Here is a 23,455-nt window from a genome sequence, read left to right on the forward strand (position 1 = left end):
ATTTATGGAATTTAAAAATTTTGACGGCAAAGTATATGAACATGAAATTCCTATTGGAAGCAGATTATACTTCGGAAAGATAGCGACCTTAAAAAGAGATATTGAAAATTTGGCTAGCAAAATTTTACTAGAAAATGGATTTCAGGAGATTGCAACTCCATATTTTTCATATCATCAGCACCTAAGTGTATCTCCAACCCAGTTACTTAGATTTAGTGATCATGCCAATAACCAAGTAAGTTTAAGAGCTGATAGTACCGTAGATGTCGTGAGAATAGTGCTTAGAAGGCTTAAAGATACTGAGCCAAAACGCTGGTTTTACATTCAGCCCGTTTTTAAATATCCTAGTAGTGAATTTTATCAAATAGGCGCAGAGCTGATAGGCGAAACAGATCTTGCCATAAGCGTAAAAATGGTTAAAAATTTATTTGATAAGTTAGGACTTAAGCCTCATCTTCAAATAAGTCATATAGAGATCCCTCGTATAGTTTGCAGGCTTTTAAATCTGCCTATATCCATCTTTGAGCATGGAGAGATAGAGAAAATTTTGAATCAAAAAGAGGAGTGGCTCAAAAAACTTGCTTTTGTAAATAGCGTAAAAGAGATAGATGAAATTTATAGTATTGTTCCAGATGAGCTAAAAGAGCCTCTTAGTGAGATAAAAAGAGTGGCAGAGCTGTCGCAATGCGAAAATTTAAGAATAGTTCCACTATATTATTCAAAGATGAGATATTACGATAAACTATTTTTTAGGTTTTTAAGCGGTAACGATATCTTAAGCGGTGGTGGTAACTACGAGATAGACGGTATTAAAAGTAGCGGTTTTGGTGTCTATGTCGATGCCTTGCTTGAAAATTTAAAAGATAAAAATATATAAAGAATTTATTGAAGGATTTAAGATGAAAAGAGCTGATCTTATAGTAGGCGTGCAATGGGGAGATGAAGGCAAGGGCAAGATAGTAGATATGCTAAGTGCCAACTACGATATGGTTTGTAGATGCCAAGGCGGTCATAATGCCGGTCACACAATATGGACTAATGGTGTAAAATATGCTCTTCATTTGGTTCCTTCCGGAGTTTTGCATAAAAATATTATAAATATAATAGGCAACGGAGTTGTTGTATGTCCTGAATTTTTGATTAAAGAGATTAAGCAGTTTGAGGCTCTTGAAGGAAGATTTTTTATTAGCGATAAGGCGCACTTAAATTTACGTCATCACTCCTTAATTGATCAGGCAAAAGAACGTCTAAAGGGCAAAAATGCGATAGGAACTACAGGAAAAGGAATAGGACCTGCGTATGCCGATAAGATAAGTAGAAGCGGTCATAGAATGGGAGAGCTTTTAAATCCTGAAAAGCTTTGCGATGATCTAATGAATGATTTTAGCGAGAACAAGAGCTTGCTTGATACTTTAGGCGTTGTTATTCCTAGTAAAAATGAACTTTTGGATGAGCTAAAACTATATAAAAAAGAGCTTGGAAAATTTATCGCAAATACTACTCAAATGGTTTGGAAAGCGCTTGATGAGAATAAAAAAATAATGCTTGAGGGTGCTCAAGGAACTCTGCTTGATATAGATCATGGTACATATCCTTATGTAACCAGCTCAAATACTATAAGTGCTGGAAGCTGTAGCGGAATAGGAATTAGCCCAAAAGAGGTCGGTGAAGTAATAGGCATAATTAAGGCATATACGACTCGTGTCGGAAATGGGGCTTTTCCTACTGAGGATTTAGGTGGAGATGGCGATATGATGTGCGAGCTTGGCAAGGAGTTTGGCACCACTACAGGCAGAAGAAGACGTTGCGGTTGGTTTGATGCGGTGGCGGTCAAATATGCTGCAAGACTTGATGGGGTGGATAAATTTGCGCTTATGAAGTTAGATGTTTTGGATGGCTTTGAAAAAGTAAAAATTTGCAAAGCATACGAATATAATGGTGATATTATAGATTATTTTCCTACCGATCTTGAGAATGTCAAACCTATATATGAGGAGCTTGATGGATGGGATAAGGTTGAGGGAATTCGTAAATTTGACGATCTTCCACAAAATGCAAAGACCTATATCAATCGCATAGAAGAGCTAACTGGCACAAGAGTTGGTATAATATCAACTAGCCCTGAAAGAGAAGATACTATTATTAGATGAAGAGTAAATTTACCCAAATCGTAAAGGTAAAAAAACAAAATTTGGACAAAATCGCTCTCAGGCTTGCTAAAAGCAGGTCTGAAGCTGGTATGATAGAAAATTTTATTAATGATGCAAATTTGAAAATAGCTTCCTTTAAGTTACCTTCAAGTGGTGAATTTACGGAGTTAAAGGGTTCTTTGGAGTTTTTAAATTTGATTAGAAAAGAGAAAGACATACTTTCTCAAAGGCTTGAACTTGTTAAGAAAAGCATAATGCACTTTGAGCATCAGTATAAAAACGCAAGCTTGGAATATGAGAAGATGAAATATCTTGAGAGCGAAGAGTTTAAAGTGGAGCTTGCTAGAATTAAAAAGCTTGAGCAAAATTCTCTTGATGAGTTTGCTACCATGAGATATACATATTTAAAAGAGAGTGAAAGTTGAGAAAAATTTTATCTTTATCTGTATTCGTATTATTTCTTTTTGGAGCCGAGGTTCCTGTCGATTGTGTCTCTATATTTGAGGCTAGAAAGAGCGAACTTGTAAAAGAGATTGAGAGGATAGATGAAGAGAAACAAGGACTTGAAGCCTTTAGAGCATCAAGCGAGGCTATTTTTAGAGAGAGAAGTGCTCAGCTCAGTAAAAAAGAGAGTGATATAAATGCGACTTTAGCTAAGATAGATGAGCAAAAAGCGCGGATTGAAAATTTAGTAAAAAGAAATGATGAAATTTTATCTCAGATTAAAACAATGACGACTGATAAGGTTGGTGAAGCATACGGCAAGATGAAAGATCAAGCCGCGGCAGATGTGTTAAGCGCTATGGACAGGATAAGTGCTGCAAGTATAATGTATGCTTTGGCTCCTAAAAAAATCTCTTCTATAATGGCTAAAATGGAGCCTGCTGTGGCGTCTGAAATAACTCTTCTAATCAAGCAAGGTCCCCCTTTTGGAAAAGAAGATAAAGACAGGCAAATCGACTCTCCCGCTAAGATTGAAGGACCGGCCGGCAATTTACTAAATTTATAGTTTTATAAATATCTGTGTTTCTTATGAGTTAGAATTTAACCTTTTTTTACCTTTTTTTAGTTAAAATCCAAACAAAAAAAGAGAGGTAAAAATGCGTATTAAACTGCCACACACTCCATATATATCGCACAAGATTGCAATTGATCTATTAAATTCAGGATTTGTTACTTTAAATCAAGGCATTGAACCACTCTGTGCGCTTGCAAAAGAGATATTAGATAGTGATTTACAGCGTGAAAAGGCTCTTGAAGAGCGAGTAAATCAGGTTTTAGAAGAGAATGAAAACGAGATGGAATTTATGCAAGTAGATAGAAAAAATATGTTCTGGCTTGTCAAGAAAAAGCTTGCAAAGGATTTTAATGTAATTTTAGCCTATGAAGATAGATTTAATAATATCGCTCACTTAATTCTTGAAGCCGCTTGGAAAAAAGGGTTGATGGACTATAGCGTGTCTGAAAATAGAGTAAAAAATGTGATTTACGGCTCCATTGAAGACTATATAAAAATCTATGAAAAGCTTGAGGATGTTGTAATTTCTAAAATCGATAGCTACAAAAGAAAGCTTATACCAGGAACCGAAGAGTACGATATAGTATTTGAAAGACTTTATGAAGAAGAGTTAAGAAAAAAAGGAATGCTGTAATGAAAGCTTATATATATCTTGAAAACGGCGTATTGTTAGAGGCTAAAGCTTTTGGAAAAGGCGGAAGCGCGGTTGCTAATATGGTTTTTAATACAAGCTTTACGGCATACCAAGAAATCATCACAGATCCTAGTTATCATGGAAAATTCATAGTTTTTACGTCTCCTGAAATCGGTATAGTTGGCACAAATAATGAAGATTCTAGCAGCGATAAAATTTACGCTGGCTCTATTTTAATACGATCTTTTAATAAGATGCCATCAAATTTTAGAGCTACAAAAGATTTGGATGAGTTTTTTAGAGAAAATGGAAAATTTGGTGTTTATGATATAGATACTAGATTTTTAACCATGCTTATTCGTGAAAAAGGCGAGATAAGAGCTGCTATATCAACAGAAATTTCAAATCCTAATGATTTAAAAAAGATGCTAGATAATAGATCCTAAATTTATATGGATAAAGCCACACTAATATCTATTTTAAGCGTTGCTTTTTTTAGCTCCATAGGACACTGTATAGGCATGTGCGGGGGCTTTATGGTGGCTCTTTCGATTCTTGTAAATCAAAAAAATAAAGCAAAAAATATATTTGCGATAGTCGGGTATAATGCGGCTAGAGTGAGTGCATATGTCTTGCTTGGAGCGCTTTTTGGCGCATTTGGCAGCTTTTTTGCTCTATCTCTTAAAGTAAGAGGCTATTTTCTCTTTATAATTGGTGTTTTTTTAGTTATTTTGGGTATTGCTCTTATAAAACGTGGCAAAATTTTAAATTTTTTAGAGGGAAATTCCGCTCTTTATAAATTTATAAATTTAAAAATCAAAATGATAATCTCAAAGAATATGAAATTTGGTTTTTTGATGCTTGGGTTTTTAAATGGATTTATGCCTTGTGGAGTAGTGTATTATTTTTTAGCCATTGCAATCTCGACAGGAAGTGCAATAAATGGCGCTTTAGTGATGGCTATTTTTGGTATGGTTAGTTTGGTTATGATGAGTTCTTACGCTTTGATTTTAAAATTTTTAAACGATAAATTTAGAAATTTTATGCTCTATCTATCCGGGCTGGTTGTAATTATTTACGGTATTTATATATCTTTTATAGGGTTTATGGCAACAAATGGATGATATAAAGACTAGATTTAGACAGTATCAAGATGCTATTGAGGCTAGCAATATTGTTTCAAAAACTGATATAAACGGTATTATAACTTTTGTAAATGACGAATTTTGCAAAATTTCAGGATTTAGTAGAGAGGAGCTCATAGGAGCAAATCATAATATAGTTCGTCATCCCGATGTGCCTAAAAAGACTTTTAAAATTTTGTGGGATACGATTTTAGCCAAGAAAGTTCATAAAAGTATCGTTAGAAATCTTACTAAAGACGGCAAAGATATATATCTGAATACTACGATTATTCCTATTTTGGATCCAAATGGAGAGATTGAGGAATTTGTAGCTATTAGACATAATGTGACCGATGTTATAAATTTAAATAACGAGCTTTTAAAGACAAAAATAGAGCTTGAGGATTTAAATCAAAACCTTGAAAATAGAGTTAAAGAACAGACTGCCGAGCTATTAAATTTAAATCAAAATTTACAATGCCTAGTTGAAGCCGAAATAAAAAAGAATGAAGAAAAGACTCAGATGCTGTTTTTTCAATCAAGATTAGCATCAATGGGCGAGATGATAGCCAACATAGCTCATCAATGGAGACAACCATTAAACGAGCTTAGTATAATGCTTTTTAGGCTGAAAGAGGCCTTTTTAGCTCAAAACATGTCAAAATTTCAGACAGATTATGAGGACTCAAAACGAATCATTAAAAATATGTCTCAGACTATAGAGGATTTTAGAAATTTTTTTGCAATAAACCGAGAAAAAGAGTATTTTTTGCCGTCAATTGCTGTGAAAGACGCAATGAAAATGGTCCAAGGTACATATGAAAAAGAGAACATTAGCATAGACTTTTCTATAAAAGATGAGAGCGAGATATTGGGCTTTAATTCTCAGCTTTCTCAAGCATTAATAATTCTTCTTTCTAATGCAAAAGATGCAATGAAAGATGTAAATAATGAAAAAACTGTTACAATATCTATATATAAAGAGAATAAATTTGTAGTTATTGCAGTAGGCGATAATGGCGGTGGAATAAAAGATGAGATAATGGATAAGATTTTTGAGCCATATTTCACGACTAAGCATCCAAGTTCTGGTACTGGAATAGGACTGTATATGCTTAAGATGATAATTGAAAATATGAATGGAAAAGTTAGTGTAAAAAATGATAAATTTGGAGCTTGTTTTACAATAAAGATTCCATATACGGATAAAGGATAGATGGTGGTAGGAAATTTAAAAGAGCTTACAATACTTTTAGTAGAGGATGAAAGTGGGGCTAGAGAGTCTATGGGCGAAATTCTTGCAAATGAATTTAGCAAAGTTATTTTAGCTGGCAATGGCGATGAGGGATTAAAGAAATTTAAGAAATTTAATCCAGATATTGTGGTGACAGATATTGCTATGCCCATAATGGACGGACTTGACATGTCAAAAGAGATTAAAAGCATCTCTAAAAACACTCCTATCGTTATTTTAAGTGCATTTAGTGAAAAGGAGAGATTGCTAAAAGCTATTGATGTCGGTATCGATAAATATTTAATGAAACCTATTGATATGGATGAGCTTTTTGCAACTCTTATAAATATAGCCCAGTCAAAAATAGAGGGTGCAAATTTAATAAAAATTACTGACAGATACTCATTCAATCAAACAAAAAGAGTCTTGGTAAAAGATGGAGTAGAGATAGCTTTGACTAAAAAAGAGCTCTCTTTTGTCTCACTTCTTGTTAAAAGACTTGGGACTTTGGTTTTGATAGAGGAGATAAAAAGTATCGTATGGGTAGGCGAGAAGGTAAATGATGCTGCCATAAGAACCTTTGTAAAGAGAGTTAGGGACAAGGTCGGAGCTGAGCTAATAAAGAATATTCCGGGCCTTGGGTACAAGATAGATTTAAAATGAATTTTAAATTTTAATTAAATATATAAATTTTTTCCTCATTTAAGAGTAGATATATATTTTTTAATTTAAAATACCATTTTAGTTACATTTTTATTTACAAATTTGAAAAGGAGGTTTTGATGCGACCATCAAATGCATTAAACTACGATTATACCGTAGCTAAGTACTTTATGTTTGCCACAATACTATTTGGCATCATTGGTATGGCTATCGGCGTAATAATAGCATTTCAGATGGCATATCCTGATCTAAATTATCTTGCTGGAGAGTATGGGACTTTTGGTCGTCTTAGACCGCTTCATACATCAGGAGTTATATTTGGATTTATGCTTTCTGGTATATTTGCGACCTGGTACTATATAGGACAAAGAGTACTCAAGGTGTCTATGAACGAATCGCCGTTTTTAATGTTTATCGGCAAATTTCACTTCTATCTATATATGATTGTGATGGTGCTTGCAGTCATAAGTCTATTTGCAGGAGTTAGTACTTCAAAGGAGTATGCCGAGCTTGAATGGCCTCTTGATATAGGAGTGGTTCTTGTTTGGGTGCTTTGGGGTGTTAGCATATTCGGTCTTATTGGAATTCGCCGTGAAAAGACTCTTTATATCTCACTTTGGTATTATATAGCGACTTTCCTTGGCGTTGCCATGCTGTATCTATTTAATAATATGTCTGTACCTACAAAGCTTATTTCAGGATATGGCGATTGGTGGCACTCGGTATCTATGTATGCAGGCACAAACGATGCTTTAGTTCAGTGGTGGTATGGACACAACGCTGTTGCTTTCGTATTTACGGTTGCAATAATTGCTCAAATTTATTATTTCCTTCCAAAAGAGAGCGGACAGCCGGTATTCTCATATAAGTTATCGCTTTTTGCTTTCTGGGGACTTATGTTTGTGTATCTTTGGGCCGGTGGACACCACCTTCTTTATTCTACCGTTCCTGACTGGATGCAGACTATGGGATCTGTATTCTCAGTAGTTCTTATACTGCCATCTTGGGGTTCTGCGATAAACATGCTTTTAACAATGAAGGGCGAGTGGGTTCAGATACGTGAAAATCCGTTAATTAAATTTATGATTTTAGCTTCTACGTTTTATATGTTCTCAACTCTTGAGGGACCAATTTTATCTATTAAGTCAGTAAATGCTCTTGCACACTTTACAGATTGGATTCCTGGACACGTTCATGATGGCACCCTTGGTTGGGTTGGATTTATGACTATGGCGGCACTTTACCATATGACTCCTCGCGTAATGAAGCGTGAAATTTACTCAAAATCATTGATGGAAGTTCAATTTTGGATCCAAACAACAGGTATAGTTTTATACTTTGCATCAATGTGGATAGCCGGAATTACTCAGGGTATGATGTGGAGAGCTACAGATCAGTTTGGTAATCTTGCATATTCATTTATAGATACTGTTACGGTACTTATTCCATATTACTGGATCAGGGCTATAGGCGGTCTTTTATATCTAGTAGGATTTTTTATATTTACTTACAATATATATAAGTCAATGTCGGCTAAAGAACTTACTAAAGAGCCATTTAGCGCAAGTCCTGCGGGCGTAAGGGGGTAGAGATGTTCAGTTGGTTAGAAAAAAATCCATTCTTTTTTGCCGTTGCTGTTTTTATAGTTATAGCATATGCTGGAATTATCGAAATTTTACCTGATTTCGCTAATCGCGCTAGACCTCTTGAGGGCATAAAGCCTCCTACAGTTTTAGAGCTTGCCGGCAAACACATATATATGAAGGATAGTTGTAACGCCTGTCATACACAGATGATTCGTCCTTTTAAGAGTGAGACCGATAGATACGGTATGTACTCTTTAAGTGGCGAATATGCTTACGATCGCCCTCATCTTTGGGGTTCTAAAAGAACAGGTCCTGATCTAAAACGTGTCGGAAATTACCGCACAACCGATTGGCACGAAAATCATATGCTAGAGCCTGCATCTGTAGTTCCAGGCTCTCTTATGCCAGCCTATAAACATATGTTTAAAAACAATGCCGATATTGAGACAGCTTATGGCGAAGCTTTGACTACTAAAAAGGTATTTAATGTTCCTTATGATATGGAGGGAATGCCTAAGCTTGGTACCTGGGAAGAGACTCAAGCGATAGTAAAAGAGCAGGCTCAAATGATAGTCGATGAGATGAAAAATCAAGAAGTAAAAGATGCGTTTGCAAGAGGCGAGATAAGAGAGATCGTCGCCATAATCGCATACTTAAATAGCTTGAAATAAGGTAAAATCTTGGATATGCAGGCTTTAAGAGAGATTCAAGGTTACGGATTTTTCTTCTTTACTGTTTTTTTAGTAATTGTGCTATATAGCTATTGCTATCATTTGTATAAATCAGAAAGAACAGGCAGAAGAAACTATGAAAAGTACTCAAATTTGGTATTAAAAGATGATTTGAGTGATGAAATTTTAGAGTCTGTATCTACGAGTAAGAATGTTAAAAAGGAAAGTTGAGTATGAAATGGTTTAATTTAGAAGATAATATTAATTTACTCTCGCTTATCGGCGCATTAGCTATCATATTGCTTACGCTATTTGTTGTCGGAAAATATGTAAAACAGATAAAGGATAGCAAATCCGAAGGCGAGCTTAGCGAACACAATTGGGATGGAATAGGCGAGTATAAAAATCCTATTCCGGTAGGCTGGGCCTTGATATTTGTACTTACCATAGTATGGGCGATCTGGTATTATTTGGTCGGTTATCCTCTTAACTCATATTCTCAAATCGGAGAATATAACGAAGAGGTAAAGGCTATGAACGCTAAATTTGAGAAAGAGTGGGCGAATCCTGATATAAAAACTCTTCATGCAATGGGTGAGGGTATATTTTTAGTTCAATGCTCTGCATGTCACGGAATCACGGCTGATGGAATAAACGGTAAAGCTGCCGATTTAAACATTTGGGGAAGCGAGCAGGGTATAGTGGATGCTATTATAAAAGGCTCAAAAGGGCTTGATTACCCAATGGGGGAAATGCCTCCTGGAATGGCTGATGAAGAGGGAGCTAAGGCCATAGCAGCTTACGTGGCTAAAGAGCTTTCAGGTATTAAAAAGACTACAAATGAAAATTTAGTTGAAGCAGGCAAGGCTCAGTTTGCGATTTGCGCATCTTGCCATGGAGATGATGGTAAGGGAATGGATGGCATGAGTCCTGATCTTACTAAATATGGTACAAGTGATTTTGTAGTAGATGTGCTAAAACGTGGTAAAAAGGGTGCTATAGGCGCTATGCCTAAATTTGACGACGGAAGACTTAACGCATTGCAGCAAAAGGCTGTAGGCGAATATATCTTATCGCTTACGAAGTAAGGAGCTATGATGGAAAATACAAATAGAAACGTTTTTGCACTAAATGGCGCAACGGGAATGCTTATCGCTACCGTGCTTTTACTAACTATCTTAGCCGTACTTACATATCTTGGCATTAAGGCTCAACAAGAGGTAGCTCAAAAGCCATATGCTATCGAAAATCCAAGCGCTATTGAGATGAAAAATGTAGATAACGCCAAGCATATAAAGATAAAGGAGTAGAGATGTCGGCAATTTTAGAGAAGATTATAATCATAGGACTTGTCATCTCCGCTATAATTTGTGCATGGGCGGTTTTAACTCCTAACCACTTGTTTATAGGATGAAATTTATAAATTTTAAGGGCGTACTTATCGCCCTTACCTTACTTTTAACTTCTACCTTTTCAAAAGATATTGTTCTCGTAAATCAAAAAATTTTAAGTGATAAAGTTGCTGAAAGAATAGAGCTTATAGGTGACGAGTTATTTGAAAAATCGGGTATTTATGTAGGCATAGGCGTATTTGATAAATTAAATGGAAAAAATTTAAAAGAGGCTTTTAGCGAGTTAGATTTAAAGCCACCTTTTGCATTTTTGATGCTGTCTAAATTTGAACATAAAGTTGAAATTTTTGCCGATAATGAAACTCTTAAGCTTTTTAATAAAGAGGGAATTTTAAGTCCGTACCCATCTAGTGGTTCGATTTTACCAATACTTACTTCAAAAAATGGCAAAGATATTTATAATGCCGCTATGCTTAACGGATATGCTGATTTAGCTGAGCAGATAGCTTCGTCAAAGCGCATTAAACTAGAAAATGCGCTAGGTAGTTCAAATAAAATTTTTCTTGAGATCATCAGATTTTTCGTATACGGTTCAATAATTCTTGTGATAGTCGTGATGTCAGTTAAGAAATTTAGGAATAAAAATGCAAAATAATACAAAGACATTTTGGCCATACGCTATCGTGTTCTCTATCATAGCTATCGTAATAGCCTGTATAGCTACGATTATGATTGCGCTTAAAAATCCCGTTCAGATGGATACTTTTTATATGGACAGATATCAAAACGTAGATGAGAATATCAATAAAATTCACGAAAGTCAAAAGAAGTTTGATTCTAAATTCAGTGTCGTTTTTAATAGTGTAAATCTAGAAAAACATAACGATTTTCTTAAAGCTATATTTGAATTTACCGTAACTCCAAAAGATAACAAATCTGCTAATCTTAACACTCAAATTTTATTAACCAGACCAGAAACTAATGAGCTAAATCAAATTTTAGAGGCGATTTGGCAAAATCAAAAATTAATTACAAAGAGTGTAAAATTAACTAAAAAAGGTAGATGGCAGCTGCTTTTAAAGCTAAATGACGGCACCGATACCGGATTTTATAAATTTGAAATTGAAGCGAAGTGATAGATTTAAATAGACTTTTTGTTTTTACAAACTCACGTAAAATTCGTGATTTTAACTCAAAATTTGAAGAGCAGTTAATACCCAAGGCGATTACTATAGCCGAATTTGAAAAAAAGGCGGTTTTGGTAAAAGATCGTTTTGAAGCCGATAGCGTATATTTGCTGGTGCTTATGCAAAGAGCTAGTGCGAGCGTAAAAGAGGCTAGAGAGCAGCTTAAAATACCCGATGAATTTTTTGCATTTTTAAAAAATAATGACTATCTTTTTAGCTTTTTTAAAGAGCTTGCAATTCAAAAAAAGAGCATAGAAGATATTAAATTTAGCGATATTTACGCCAATTTTGAAGAGCATTTGACTATACTTGAAGCCGTGCTAAATAGATATAAAGAGCTACTTCAAAAAGAGAATTTATACGATGATATAGTTTTGCCTGAAATTTATAATCTAAATGAAGATTATATCAGTGAATTTGACGAGATTATCATAGAAATAGACGGATTTTTAAGTGAATTTGAATGGGAAATTTTAAATAAAGTTTCATCTCTTACCACTCTTAAAATCATATTTCAAACAAGTAAATTTAATAAAAAATTAGTAGATAAAATTTCTCAAGTTTCAGGAATTAACAATTTTGCCGAGTATTCAAAATTTGAACTAAATTTGAGCGATAAAACACTTAAAAATATCGGAACTGTCAATAAAAAAAGAGAGGTTCAGACCAGATCTTTTGCTACAGCTAGCCTTGAGTGTGCTTATGTTATGGCTAAAGCAAGCGAGTTTATAAGAGATGGGATTGAGCCTGAAAAAATAGCAGTGATTTTGCCGGATGAGAGCTTTAGCGAGCTTCTTGCAATGCACGATTTTAACCGAATTTTTAACTTTGCTATGGGAGAGAGCTTTAAAAATACAAAGTTTTTTCAAACTATAGAATATATTGTAACTGCAATAAACGATAAAAAAAGAGTAAATTTAGACACTCAAAACAGATTTGAATTTAATGAATTTGAGTTTATTTTAGACTCTTTTGGAGTTAAAAACGAGCTTTTTAATAAATTTAAAAATCACTTTGAAATGAGTTGCAAATTTAATTTTTTTAAAGAGCTTATAAATGAAATTTTATCTCTGCAAGATGATAAAAATGTCGAAGATTTAGTTTTCGAAGAGCTTTTTTATATAGAAAATTTGGCTAGATATTTTAACTTTACGCTAAGACAAATTTGTGAAATTTTCCTTATGAAGCTAAATACTCTCAAACTTGACGACATAGGCGGTGGCAAGATAAACGTAATAGGTATCTTGGAGAGTCGCGGAATGAAATTTGACGGTGTTATTATTGTTGATTTTAACGACGATTTGATACCAAAACGTAGCGTAAACGAGATGTTTTTAAACTCAAAGGTTAGAGAAAAAGCAGGTCTTATAAGCTATATAGATAGAGAAAATTTACAAAGATTTTATTATGAAAATCTCATAAATGAGTCCAAAAAAACAGCGATTTGTTATCTAGTAAATGAGGAAAAAATCCCTTCAAGATTTCTAAATGAGTTTATAGCTATTAAGGATATAAATTTTAGAGATGACGAGTATGCTAAGGTTTTATCGCGAGTGCAAGATGGAACTAGACTAAGGGCGTTTGATGATGAAGTAATTTTAAGGCATGATTTTTTTGCCATGCCACTCTCATTTTCTAAGCTAAACACATTTTTAACATGTCCTAGGAAATATTATTATTCTAAAATTTTAGGAATTAAGCCAGCTTTGATGCCTCAAGATAGCCAAAATACATCACTTGGAAATGCTGTTCATACGGCGCTTTGCGAGTATTATAATAAATTTGAAAAATTTGATCTGGTTGAATTTGAAAAAATTTTAAGTAGTAAGGAAGTCTCGCCTCTTGATTTTGAAATTTTGATGATAAATTTTGAAAAATTTGCCAAAAAAGAGCAAGATAGATTTGTTCAGGGTTGGAGAGTTAAAGCCTGTGAAAAAGAGCTTAGTCGCAGCTTTGAAGGAATAATGTTGACAGGTTTTATCGATAGGATAGATAAGAGAGATGGCGATATAAATTTAATTGATTACAAGAGTGGAAGTTTTGATAAAAAATCATTGCAACTTCCTTTTTATGAGGCTCTTGTGGGAGCTAAATGCGAGGCTTTTTACTATGATTTAAAAAGCGATATGGAGTTAGTTAAATCTGCTTCAAGTATAGAAGATTTACGAATAGAACTTGAAAATCTTAAAAAAATAAACAAAAGTGAGATAAATTTTAGTCGCAATGTAGGTGTGGCATGCAGATATTGCGAGTACAAAATCATTTGTAAGGGCGAACTATGAAGCCATTTTTAGCCCTAGAAGCAAGTGCTGGCAGCGGTAAGACCTTCGCTCTTAGTGTGCGATTTATCGCGCTTATATTAAGCGGTGCAAATATTAATGAAATTGTAGCCTTGACCTTTACCAGAAAGGCTGCAAATGAGATGAAAGAGCGTGTCGTAGAGACATTTTTAAATCTTGAAAAAAAACTAAGTGAGCTAGAAGAGATATCTAAAATTTTAAATCAAAGCAAAGAGCAAATTTTAGGGCTAAGAGATGCAAGGTTGGCTAAATTTTTAGAAGGAAATCTTAAAATTACTACCTTTGATTCGTTTTTTGCGATGATTTTAAGACAGTTTAGTCTAAATATGGGGCTAAGTTCTGATTTTAAAATAGTTTCTGGCTTAGAAAATCTGCAAAGAGCCGAGTTTGCACTTGAAATTTCAAAAGATAAGGCTCTCTTAAAAGCGCTTGCCAACCTTATCATATCGGCTCAAAATAGTAAAAATAGCTTTTTTGATGCGCTTGAGATGTTTTATGATAATTTTAGCGAGATAAAGTGTGTGCAAAACTCTAAATTCCCAAGCGAAGTTGCGGTAGAAAACAGCCTTAGAAATTTATATGAATATGCATTAAAAAAAGATGCAAGCGACCAGGCTCTAAAGAGTTTTGAGCCAAAAAAACCAATCAGGCTGCTTGAGAGTGCTTTTGTAGAAAGGGATAGTTTAAACTACCGCACATATTCTAAAATTTATTCGCCTGAGCTTGATGAGCTTTTTTGGGAATTAAAGGCGAATTTAAAGCTATATTTTGACGAGCTTGAAGCTTACAAACTAAGCGAACTTAATAAATTTTTACAGATTTATAAAAGTGTCAAATTAGCACTTAATAGAAGGTTAAACAGTCTAACTTTTAGTGATATTTCAAGATTAACTTATGAACTTCTTTGCAAAAATTTCGATGCACAAGTGCTTTATTTTAGGCTTGATGGACGGATAAATCATCTTTTAATTGATGAATTTCAAGATACTAACGTAACTCAATACGAGATAATGCTTCCTTTGATATCTGAAATTTTATCAGGATACGGACAGAACGGACTTGGAAGTTTTTTTTACGTAGGAGATATCAAGCAAAGTATATATAGATTTAGAGGTGGTAAAAAGGAGCTTTTTGCTAAATTGCAAGATGATTTTATACAGATAAAAAGCTCAAGTCTTTATACAAATTACAGAAGTTTTGCCGCTTTAGTAAAATTTACAAATGCAATTTTTAAGGACAAAATTTCAGATTTCAAAGAGCAGCTCGCAAGCACTAAAAAAGATGATAGGATTTTAAACTTAAGAGTTGATTCTTGGTGTGAATATTTTAAGCCAGATAGCGATGATTACGGGTTTTTGCGAGTAGTAAGCAATGATGATATAGTTATTGAATTACTAAATCAAGTTAAATTTTTACTTGAAAACGGAGTCAAAGATAATGATATCACTGTGCTTTGCTGGAAAAATGAGGATATAAACTCTATTTCAGCCGCTCTTGAAAGCGCAGGTATAAATTCTGTATCGGAAAGCACGTCTTCTTTGCTTCAAAGTCCTTATGTAAGAGCGATAGTAGAGTATGCTAAATTTTGTCTTTTTAATGATCCAATTTATAAGTTAAACGTAGAAGCTTTGCTTGACACCAAAATTTATTTACTTGATATCAACCCATCTAAACCAGCTTTTTTAAGCCTAAATTATCTTGCTAAAAAACTAAATATTGATATTTCAAATATCGATATTTTAAGGCTTTTTGAACTTGCAAGAGAATTTAAAAATTTAGCGGATTTTATTTTTAATCTCGATAGCTTTGATGCCGTAATAAGCGCTAAAAATAGTATAGGCGTAAAAATAATGACTGTGCATAAATCAAAAGGGCTTCAGTTTGAAAATGTCATAGTATGCGACAAGATAGGAGGTTCTAAAAGCGATAGTTCCAGTTTTTTAGCCGAATATGATGTGAAAGATGGCTGGAAGATAAAGCAAAATATCAAAAAAGAGAGTTTTGATGAGGATTTTAAGAACCTTAAAAATAGAGCCAAAGAGCTTGAAAAAGAAGAGAATTTAAATAAACTTTACGTAGCTTTTACTAGAGCTATTTGTGGTCTTATTGTTATTAAAAAAAGTAATCCAGATGGAAGAAATCCTAGTTTTTTTACCGCTTATGAGCTAAAAAGTAGTCAGGAAATTGTAGAGTATCTTGATTTGAAAGAATTTACTTTTGGTCAAATTATACCTAGTAAAAAAGATGAAATTCAACAAGTAAGAAATAGCAAAGATATAGATATTATCAAGGTTGCAAGGCAGGATATTGATAATAAAAAAGATAGTATGGCAAAAAATCAAAATGCCATATATCTAGGTTTAGCATTTCACTATCTCTTTGAGATGACGGCTAAATTTGATGAGAGAGCGTTGTGGGTGGCAAGATCTGCTATGTTTAATAAATTTCATAAATTTCTTTCTAATGATGAGCTTGAAGAGCTATTTTTAAGAGGATTAAATTTAATAAAAGACGAGAAATTTATAGAGTTTACTACCAATAAAAAGATATATAAAGAACAGCCTTTGAAATTTAATGGCTCGTTAAAGCAGATCGATCTTATGTGCATTGATGATAATGAAATTTGTATAATAGATTATAAGACAAGCGATAATAGTATCGATGAAAACATATCTCAAATAACGAACTATAGAGATGCTATAAGTAAATTTTATCCAAATCTTAAGATAAAAGCTGTATTATTTTACGCTCTAAAAAATAAAATTCAATATATTGAAATTTAAAAACTACTTAAATTAAGGTTTATATAAGCTATTTTTAAATAAAATCACGTTCTAAAATTATTGGCAAAGGTAAAAAAATGACACAAACAACAAAGCCAAACGAGGTTAAACGAGATTGGATTGTCCTTGATGCGGAAGGCAAGCGTTTTGGTAGATTGCTAACCGAAGTTGCGACAATACTTCGTGGCAAAAATAAACCAAATTTTACTCCAAACGTTGATTGTGGAGATTATGTTATCATCATCAACGCTTCAAAAGTAGAATTTACAGGAAATAACAAAGCTGAAGATAAGCTATATCACAGACATTCTGGCTATTTCGGAAGTACAAAAAGTGAGAAATTTGGCGATTTGGTAGCCAATAAACCTGAGAAGCTATTTAAGCTTGCGGTTCGCGGAATGCTTCCAAAGACAAAACTTGGTAGAGAGATGATAAAAAAACTAAAAGTTTATGCGGGTAGCGAACATCCTCATACAGCTCAAATCGCTAAAAAAGAAGGAAAATAATTATGGCAAAAGTTTATGCAACTGGAAAAAGAAAAACTGCTGTCGCTAAAGTTTGGATAAAGTCAGGAAGCGGCAAAATCGTAGTAAATGGAATGGATCTAAATAGCTGGCTTGGTGGGCATGAGGCTATCAAGCTAAAGGTTGTTCAACCTCTTCTAGTTACTAAGCAAGAGAGCCTTGTGGATGTTACTGCTACTACTTTAGGAGGCGGATATTCAGCTCAGGCTGAGGCTTTAAGACACGGAATTTCACGTGCTTTAGCTGCAATGGACGGTGATTTTAGAGCGGTTCTTAAACCAAAAGGTTTACTAACTCGTGACTCTCGTGTAGTTGAGCGTAAGAAATTCGGCAAGAGAAAAGCAAGACGTAGTCCGCAATTTTCTAAACGTTAATATATTTTTGTGGATCTTGGTATATCTGAGATCCCATTTAGTTTAATTCTCAAAGCAAAGACTTTGAGAATTTTCTTTGTATTTGATAAATATTTATAAGTACAAATGAAGTATTTAAATAAAATTTATTAAATATATATAAAATAATATTTATGGTTTTATTAAAAAATCATAAGAAAGGATATTCTATGAAAAAGATTGCTATTGCTTTAATTGCTGCTACAGCTCTTTTTGCTGCTGATTCAGCATATAACTACGAGTTAACTCCAACTATAGGAGGAGTTCATCCAGAAGGAAATCTTGGCACAAATGAACACGCTACTATAGGCTTAAGAGTCGGAAGAAATCTTGAAAATTCATTATTAGATCAAGTTGAACTTGGTTTTAATTACTCAAACAATATTAAAGAGTTTGGTGTAAAAGGTAATGCAGCAAGATACTTTGTAAACGTTATTAAGGATTTTGGATTAACTAATAATTTTTCACTTTACGGACTAGTTGGTGCTGGCTGGGAAGATGTATCCGCTAAATTTGTAGATAATGAAGATGGCGGATTCGGACAATATGGTTTAGGATTAAAATATAAAGTTACAGATAACTTTGCGCTTCGGGTAGAGGCTGTAGATGCTATCAAATTTGAGCACGGAGATCACAATCTATTCTATACACTTGGCTTTGCTGTAGGATTTATCGAGAAATCCGCTCCAGTAGTTGTAGCTGCTCCAGAAAAACCAATAATGCCAAAAGTTGTAAATCTTGATGATGATAATGATGGTGTTTTAAATGATGTTGACAAATGCCCAAATACTCCAGCGGGTGTTGTAGTTGATGAAACCGGTTGTGAGAAAGTTATTGTACTTAGAGATTTAGGTGTAAATTTTGCATTTGATAGTTATAAAATAACACCAAAATATCTTGATGAGATTAAAAAAGTTGCTGAGTTTATGGGTGAAAATCCAAGCTACCGTGTAGTTTTAGAAGGCCATACTGATAGTACTGGTGCCGAAGCTTACAACTTAAAATTATCGGAGAAGAGAGCAAATGCTGTTGCTAAAGCTCTTGAGAATCTTGGTGTAAGCTCAAGCAAGATTACAACTGTAGGTTATGGTGAGGCTAAACCAGTAGCTGACAATAAAACAAAAGAAGGACGTGCTGAAAATAGACGCGTTGAAGCTAAATTTAATAAATAATTTAGACTATAATAGACTACACTATTTAGGCTTTATCGCTATATAACGATAAAGCCTAATTTTTTATCTACTTTTTAACTAAAGAAAACAAATGAAAAAAACGATACTTTTTGATCTGGATGGCACACTTATAGACTCTACTCCAGCTATTTTAACAGGGTTTGATACAGCATTTAAAGTCCATAATAAGCAGACGCCAGACCACGATGCAGTAAAGTCTCTTGTCGGACATCCTCTTGATGTTATGTTTGGCGATCTTGGAGTAGATAAAGATTTGATTCAAAATTATATCGATGCTTATAAGGCTTGCTATAAACAAATTTATCTAGACCGAACAACTCTCTTGGATTTTGCTAAAGAGGCTGTAGAGCTTGCTAGCAAAATTGCTGATGTAGGAGTTGTTACTACAAAAACTTCTAAATTTTCTATAAATTTACTTGAACATTTGGGTATTAAAGAATTTATTAAAACAGTAGTTGGCAGAGATGATATAGTGCACCCTAAACCAAACCCTGAGCCTATTAATTTAGCTCTTAAAAATCTAGGTAAAGATAATGAGCAAAATAAAAAACTTGCATTTATGATAGGTGATACATGTATGGATATGATGGCAGCAAAATCAGCTGGTATAGAAGGCTTGGCTCTTTTGTGCGGTTATCAAGATTTACAAAATTTAAAAAAATGTTCAAATCATATCTTTGAAAATTCACTTCAGGCAGTTGAGTTTATAGCAAAACTATAGAATAAATTTATTAAAAATTTAAGCTGTAAATCCATTTTAGTATTCATTAGTAATAAATTTATACTTTTAATTCATCTTAAAATACTCAATAATTTTCTCGATTAATCATATATTTTGGAATTTCGTTTTATAATAAAAGATTTTATGATAAAGATGAGGCAAATAAATGAGTAAAATTATGAAAACTATGGACGGCAACGAGGCGGCTGCGTATGCTTCATACGCCTTTACGGAAGTTGCAGGAATTTATCCGATAACTCCAAGCTCTCCGATGGCTGATTATACCGATGCTTGGGCGGCTACAGGCAAGAAAAATTTATTTGGCATGCCGGTTAAAGTTGTCGAGATGCAAAGCGAAGGCGGAGCCGCAGGAACTGTTCACGGCTCGCTTCAAGTAGGCGCGCTTACTACTACTTACACGGCTTCTCAGGGTCTGCTTTTAAAAATTCCTAATATGTATAAAATTTCAGGCCAGCTACTTCCTGGAGTTATCCACGTAAGTGCTCGCTCTATCGCGGCTCAAGCGCTTTCTATCTTTGGAGATCATCAAGACATCTATGCCTGTCGCCAAACCGGCTGGGCTATGCTTGCAAGCGGTTCGGTTCAAGAGGTTATGGATATTGCGGGTGTTGCTCACCTTGCTGCGATTAAAGGACGGGTGCCGTTTTTACACTTTTTTGACGGGTTTAGAACAAGCCATGAAATTCAAAAAATAGAAGTTATGGACTATGCACATTTTGATAGGCTTCTTGATAAAGAGGCGGTGCAAAAATTTAGAGACGAAGCGCTAAATCCGGAAAGTCCAAAGACCAGAGGAACGGCGCAAAACGATGATATCTACTTTCAAACCAGAGAGCTAACTAACCGCTTTTATGATGCGGTGCCTGATATCGTGGCTGATTATCTGGCTGAAATTTCAAAGATAACAGGGCGCGAATATAAGCCGTTTAACTACTACGGCGATCCTGATGCCGAGCGTGTGGTTATAGCGATGGGCTCGGTTACGCAAACGCTTGAAGAGGTAGTTGATCACTTAAGAGCAAATGGCGAGAAAGTTGGTATTATCAAAGTTCATCTTTATCGTCCGTTTAGCTTAAAATATCTATTTGACGTTATGCCTGATTCGGTTAAGAAAATTGCCGTTTTAGACCGCACAAAAGAGCCGGGCAGCTTGGGCGAACCGCTATATCTTGACATAAAAGCTGCGTTTTACGGAAGCAAGACTCAGCCTATCATAGTTGGCGGTAGATACGGGCTTAGCTCAAAGGATGTCGATCCTGCGCAAATGATCGCGGTATTTGAAAATTTAAAACTTGATGAGCCTAAAAACGGCTTTACCGTAGGAATCGTAGATGACGTAACTTTCACATCTCTTGAAGTGGGCGAGAAAATTTCACTAAGTGACGATAGCGTAAAAGAGTGTCTATTCTACGGACTTGGCGCGGATGGAACCGTTGGAGCCAACAAAAACTCGATTAAGATTATCGGTGATAAGACCGATCTTTACGCGCAGGCTTATTTCGCATACGACAGTAAAAAATCAGGTGGCTACACACGCTCGCATTTAAGATTTGGCAAAAATCCTATCCGATCAACCTATCTTGTCTCAAACCCGCACTTCGTGGCTTGCTCGGTGGCGGCTTATCTTGAGCTTTATGAGGTAATTGACGGCATAAGACAAAATGGAACGTTTCTATTAAACTCAATTTGGGATGCAGATGAAACCATCGCTAAAATTCCAAACAGAGTTAAGAGAATCTTGGCTCGCAAAAATGTAAATTTCTACATCATCAACGCTACAAAGCTAGCTCACGATATCGGGCTTAAGAACCGTACAAATACCATTATGCAATCAGCCTTCTTCAAGCTTGCTAACATCATACCTTTTGAAGATGCTCAAAAATACATGAAAGAATACGCTCACAAAGCTTACTCCAAAAAAGGCGAAGCGATAGTTGAGATGAACTACAAGGCTATCGATATGGGTGCCGGTGAGCTTGTAAAAGTGCCTGTAGATCCTGCTTGGGCAAATTTAAGCGATGAGAGCGATACGAAAGAACAATATATCGGAACCGATTTTGTCGAAAAGGTAGTAAAACCGATAAATGCGGCTAAGGGTGATAGCTTGCCTGTATCGGCGTTTTTGGGCTATGAAGATGGACACTTTGAGTCAGGAACTACGGCTTATGAAAAGCGCGGTGTAGGTGTCATGGTGCCAAAATGGATCGAGGAAAATTGTATCCAATGCAACCAATGTGCCTTCGTATGTCCTCATGCTGTTATACGTCCGTTTTTGATCGATGATAACGAGCTTGAAGCGGCTCCTAAAACTGTAAAAGATCACGTTTTAGACGCAAAAGGCAAGGAGCTAAAAGGGCTAAAATATAAAATTCAAGTTAGTATCCTAGACTGCACAGGATGTGAGCTGTGTGCGCAAAACTGCCCAAGCAAGGAAAAATCCCTTGTAATGGTGCCTTTTGAAGAAGAGCAAGAGAAAAATGAGCAGGTAAACGCGGATTATCTATTTAAAAATGTAACTTATAAAGATGATCTGATGAGCAAAGAAAGCGTTAAAGGCTCAAGCTTCGCTCAGCCTCTTTTTGAGTTCCATGCTGCTTGTCCGGGATGTGGAGAGACGCCTTATCTAGGGCTTGTTACAAGGCTATTTGGTGATCATATGATAGTGGCAAACGCGACAGGTTGTAGCTCGATTTATGGAGGAAGCGCGCCTTCAACTCCATACACTACAAATAAAGACGGGCACGGCGTAGCTTGGGCGAATTCGCTGTTTGAGGATAATGCTGAATTTGGTATGGGCATGGAGGTGGCTACTCAAACTATCCGCCACCGTATAGAAGATATCATGCTTCGCACAAAAAATAGCGTTCCAAACGCACTTAGCGCACTTTATACTGACTGGTGTGAATTTAAAAACGATAGCGCTAAAACTAAAGAGATAGCTAAAATTTTAGTGCCGATTTTAGAGCAAAATTTAGAAGTTGAGGGCGTAAAAGAAATTTTAAGCCTGAAAAAATATCTCATTAGAAAATCTCAATGGATCATTGGCGGTGATGGCTGGGCGTATGATATAGGATTTGGCGGACTTGATCACGTACTTGCAAGCGGAGAAAATGTAAATGTGCTTGTGCTTGATACTGAGGTTTACTCAAATACCGGCGGTCAAAGCTCAAAATCAAGCCGCGCAGGCTCTATCGCGCAATTTACCGCTTCAGGAAAGCCGGCTCAGAAAAAAGACTTAGGCTATATCGCTATGACCTACGGAAACATTTTCGTAGCTCAAATCAACTCAAACGCAAGCCAAGCAAATACGATAAAAGCGATTTTAGCGGCTGAAGCGTATGACGGACCAAGCCTCGTGATAGCCTACTCGCCTTGTATAGCTCACGGTATCAAAGGTGGACTTAGCTACTCTGGCAACCAAGCAGAGCTTGCGACAAAATGCGGCTACTGGCCTACATATATCTATGATCCAAGGCTTGCTAAAGAGGGTAAAAATCCGCTTAAGATGACATCTAAAGAGCCTGACTGGAGCCTTTATGAAGAGTTCTTGCTAAATGAGGTTAGATATAGCGCGCTTAAAAAGACAAATCCAGAGCACGCAGATGCGCTTTTAAAGAAAAATGAAGATGACGCTAAACGTCGATACCGCCAGCTAAAACGCCTATCGGTGGCTGATTTTAGCGATGAGGTTGAAGTTAAAGAAGAAAACCAAACCCAAAACTAACAATATATAAATTTGACTGTGCTTTTGTGCAGTCAAATTTACTCTTTAAATGCCAAAAATAAATGCTTTTGTGATTAAAATTTTAGCATTTTTTCTATATAGATTCGGACTTTTAATTTACATGACTTGCTAAAATAAACAATAAATTCAAGTATAAATTTTAAGAATAGCTACAAAA

General features: G+C 35.1%; 23 protein-coding genes. All 23 read left to right on the plus strand.

What is annotated here, in order from left to right; translation table 11 throughout:
- Positions 1–4 precede the first annotated feature (4 nt).
- The 23 genes from CDOMC_RS01250 (at position 5) to nifJ (ending at position 23,277) form a co-directional block, all read left to right on the plus strand.
- The gene (locus tag CDOMC_RS01250; RefSeq protein WP_172127251.1) at positions 5–877 is read left to right on the plus strand and encodes an ATP phosphoribosyltransferase regulatory subunit; all 873 of its coding nucleotides are present in this window, start codon (positions 5–7) and stop codon (positions 875–877) included.
- Between the two features lie 22 nt (positions 878–899).
- On the plus strand, positions 900–2,150 hold the full coding sequence (locus CDOMC_RS01255; protein ID WP_172127253.1) for an adenylosuccinate synthase: 1,251 nt from the start codon (positions 900–902) through the stop codon (positions 2,148–2,150).
- Positions 2,147–2,575, plus strand: coding sequence for a flagellar export protein FliJ (locus tag CDOMC_RS01260; RefSeq protein WP_172127255.1), 429 nt, complete (start codon positions 2,147–2,149; stop codon positions 2,573–2,575). Before CDOMC_RS01255 ends, CDOMC_RS01260 begins: the two co-directional genes overlap by 4 nt.
- Positions 2,572–3,159 (plus strand): MotE family protein, encoded by a 588-nt coding sequence (locus tag CDOMC_RS01265; RefSeq protein WP_172127257.1) that lies wholly within the window; start codon positions 2,572–2,574, stop codon positions 3,157–3,159. The genes CDOMC_RS01260 and CDOMC_RS01265 overlap by 4 nt, the downstream gene beginning before the upstream one ends.
- Before the next feature lie 91 nt (positions 3,160–3,250).
- Positions 3,251–3,802, plus strand: coding sequence for a DUF507 family protein (locus CDOMC_RS01270; RefSeq protein WP_172127259.1), 552 nt, complete (start codon positions 3,251–3,253; stop codon positions 3,800–3,802).
- On the plus strand, positions 3,802–4,248 hold the full coding sequence (locus CDOMC_RS01275) for a carbamoyl-phosphate synthase domain-containing protein (protein WP_172127261.1): 447 nt from the start codon (positions 3,802–3,804) through the stop codon (positions 4,246–4,248). Before CDOMC_RS01270 ends, CDOMC_RS01275 begins: the two co-directional genes overlap by 1 nt.
- Positions 4,249–4,254: 6 nt before the next feature.
- On the plus strand, positions 4,255–4,926 hold the full coding sequence (locus CDOMC_RS01280) for a sulfite exporter TauE/SafE family protein (RefSeq protein ID WP_172127263.1): 672 nt from the start codon (positions 4,255–4,257) through the stop codon (positions 4,924–4,926).
- Entirely contained in the window at positions 4,919–6,142 is a 1,224-nt protein-coding gene (locus CDOMC_RS01285) for a PAS domain-containing sensor histidine kinase (protein ID WP_172127265.1), read from the plus strand. Before CDOMC_RS01280 ends, CDOMC_RS01285 begins: the two co-directional genes overlap by 8 nt.
- Before the next feature lie 3 nt (positions 6,143–6,145).
- On the plus strand, positions 6,146–6,823 hold the full coding sequence (locus CDOMC_RS01290; protein WP_257793011.1) for a response regulator transcription factor: 678 nt from the start codon (positions 6,146–6,148) through the stop codon (positions 6,821–6,823).
- 119 nt (positions 6,824–6,942) lie between these two features.
- Positions 6,943–8,412, plus strand: a complete 1,470-nt coding sequence (gene ccoN, locus CDOMC_RS01295) for a cytochrome-c oxidase, cbb3-type subunit I (RefSeq protein ID WP_172127269.1) — start codon at positions 6,943–6,945, stop codon at positions 8,410–8,412.
- A gap of 2 nt (positions 8,413–8,414) precedes the next feature.
- Positions 8,415–9,080 (plus strand): cytochrome-c oxidase, cbb3-type subunit II, encoded by a 666-nt coding sequence (ccoO, locus tag CDOMC_RS01300; protein ID WP_172127271.1) that lies wholly within the window; start codon positions 8,415–8,417, stop codon positions 9,078–9,080.
- Between the two features lie 15 nt (positions 9,081–9,095).
- Complete coding sequence (locus CDOMC_RS01305; protein ID WP_170020528.1) at positions 9,096–9,311, plus strand: cytochrome c oxidase, cbb3-type, CcoQ subunit; 216 nt, start codon at positions 9,096–9,098, stop codon at positions 9,309–9,311.
- 2 nt (positions 9,312–9,313) lie between these two features.
- Positions 9,314–10,168, plus strand: coding sequence for a cbb3-type cytochrome c oxidase N-terminal domain-containing protein (locus CDOMC_RS01310; protein WP_172127273.1), 855 nt, complete (start codon positions 9,314–9,316; stop codon positions 10,166–10,168).
- A gap of 9 nt (positions 10,169–10,177) precedes the next feature.
- Positions 10,178–10,390, plus strand: coding sequence for a DUF4006 family protein (locus CDOMC_RS01315; protein WP_172127275.1), 213 nt, complete (start codon positions 10,178–10,180; stop codon positions 10,388–10,390).
- Between the two features lie 100 nt (positions 10,391–10,490).
- Entirely contained in the window at positions 10,491–11,087 is a 597-nt protein-coding gene (locus CDOMC_RS01320) for a hypothetical protein (RefSeq protein WP_172127277.1), read from the plus strand.
- Positions 11,077–11,568 carry a FixH family protein gene (locus CDOMC_RS01325; RefSeq protein ID WP_172127279.1) on the plus strand — a complete coding sequence of 164 codons (492 nt, stop codon included), beginning with the start codon at positions 11,077–11,079 and terminating at the stop codon, positions 11,566–11,568. The genes CDOMC_RS01320 and CDOMC_RS01325 overlap by 11 nt, the downstream gene beginning before the upstream one ends.
- On the plus strand, positions 11,565–13,901 hold the full coding sequence (locus tag CDOMC_RS01330; RefSeq protein WP_172127281.1) for a PD-(D/E)XK nuclease family protein: 2,337 nt from the start codon (positions 11,565–11,567) through the stop codon (positions 13,899–13,901). Before CDOMC_RS01325 ends, CDOMC_RS01330 begins: the two co-directional genes overlap by 4 nt.
- Entirely contained in the window at positions 13,898–16,702 is a 2,805-nt protein-coding gene (locus tag CDOMC_RS01335) for a RecB-like helicase (protein ID WP_172127283.1), read from the plus strand. Before CDOMC_RS01330 ends, CDOMC_RS01335 begins: the two co-directional genes overlap by 4 nt.
- A gap of 77 nt (positions 16,703–16,779) precedes the next feature.
- Entirely contained in the window at positions 16,780–17,208 is a 429-nt protein-coding gene (rplM, locus tag CDOMC_RS01340) for a 50S ribosomal protein L13 (RefSeq protein ID WP_172127285.1), read from the plus strand.
- Between the two features lie 2 nt (positions 17,209–17,210).
- Positions 17,211–17,600: a 30S ribosomal protein S9 gene (gene rpsI / locus CDOMC_RS01345; protein ID WP_169975796.1), complete on the plus strand. Its 390-nt coding sequence runs from the start codon at positions 17,211–17,213 to the stop codon at positions 17,598–17,600.
- A 188-nt stretch (positions 17,601–17,788) separates the two neighbouring features.
- The gene (locus tag CDOMC_RS01350; RefSeq protein ID WP_172127287.1) at positions 17,789–18,790 is read left to right on the plus strand and encodes an OmpA family protein; all 1,002 of its coding nucleotides are present in this window, start codon (positions 17,789–17,791) and stop codon (positions 18,788–18,790) included.
- A 91-nt stretch (positions 18,791–18,881) separates the two neighbouring features.
- A complete protein-coding gene (locus CDOMC_RS01355) occupies positions 18,882–19,532 on the plus strand; it encodes an HAD family hydrolase (protein WP_172127289.1) in 651 nt (216 codons plus the stop codon).
- 166 nt (positions 19,533–19,698) lie between these two features.
- Positions 19,699–23,277, plus strand: a complete 3,579-nt coding sequence (gene nifJ / locus CDOMC_RS01360; RefSeq protein ID WP_172127291.1) for a pyruvate:ferredoxin (flavodoxin) oxidoreductase — start codon at positions 19,699–19,701, stop codon at positions 23,275–23,277.
- Positions 23,278–23,455: the final 178 nt, after the last annotated feature.

Source organism: Campylobacter sp. RM16192, from assembly GCF_004803855.2.
Lineage (GTDB): Bacteria > Campylobacterota > Campylobacteria > Campylobacterales > Campylobacteraceae > Campylobacter_A.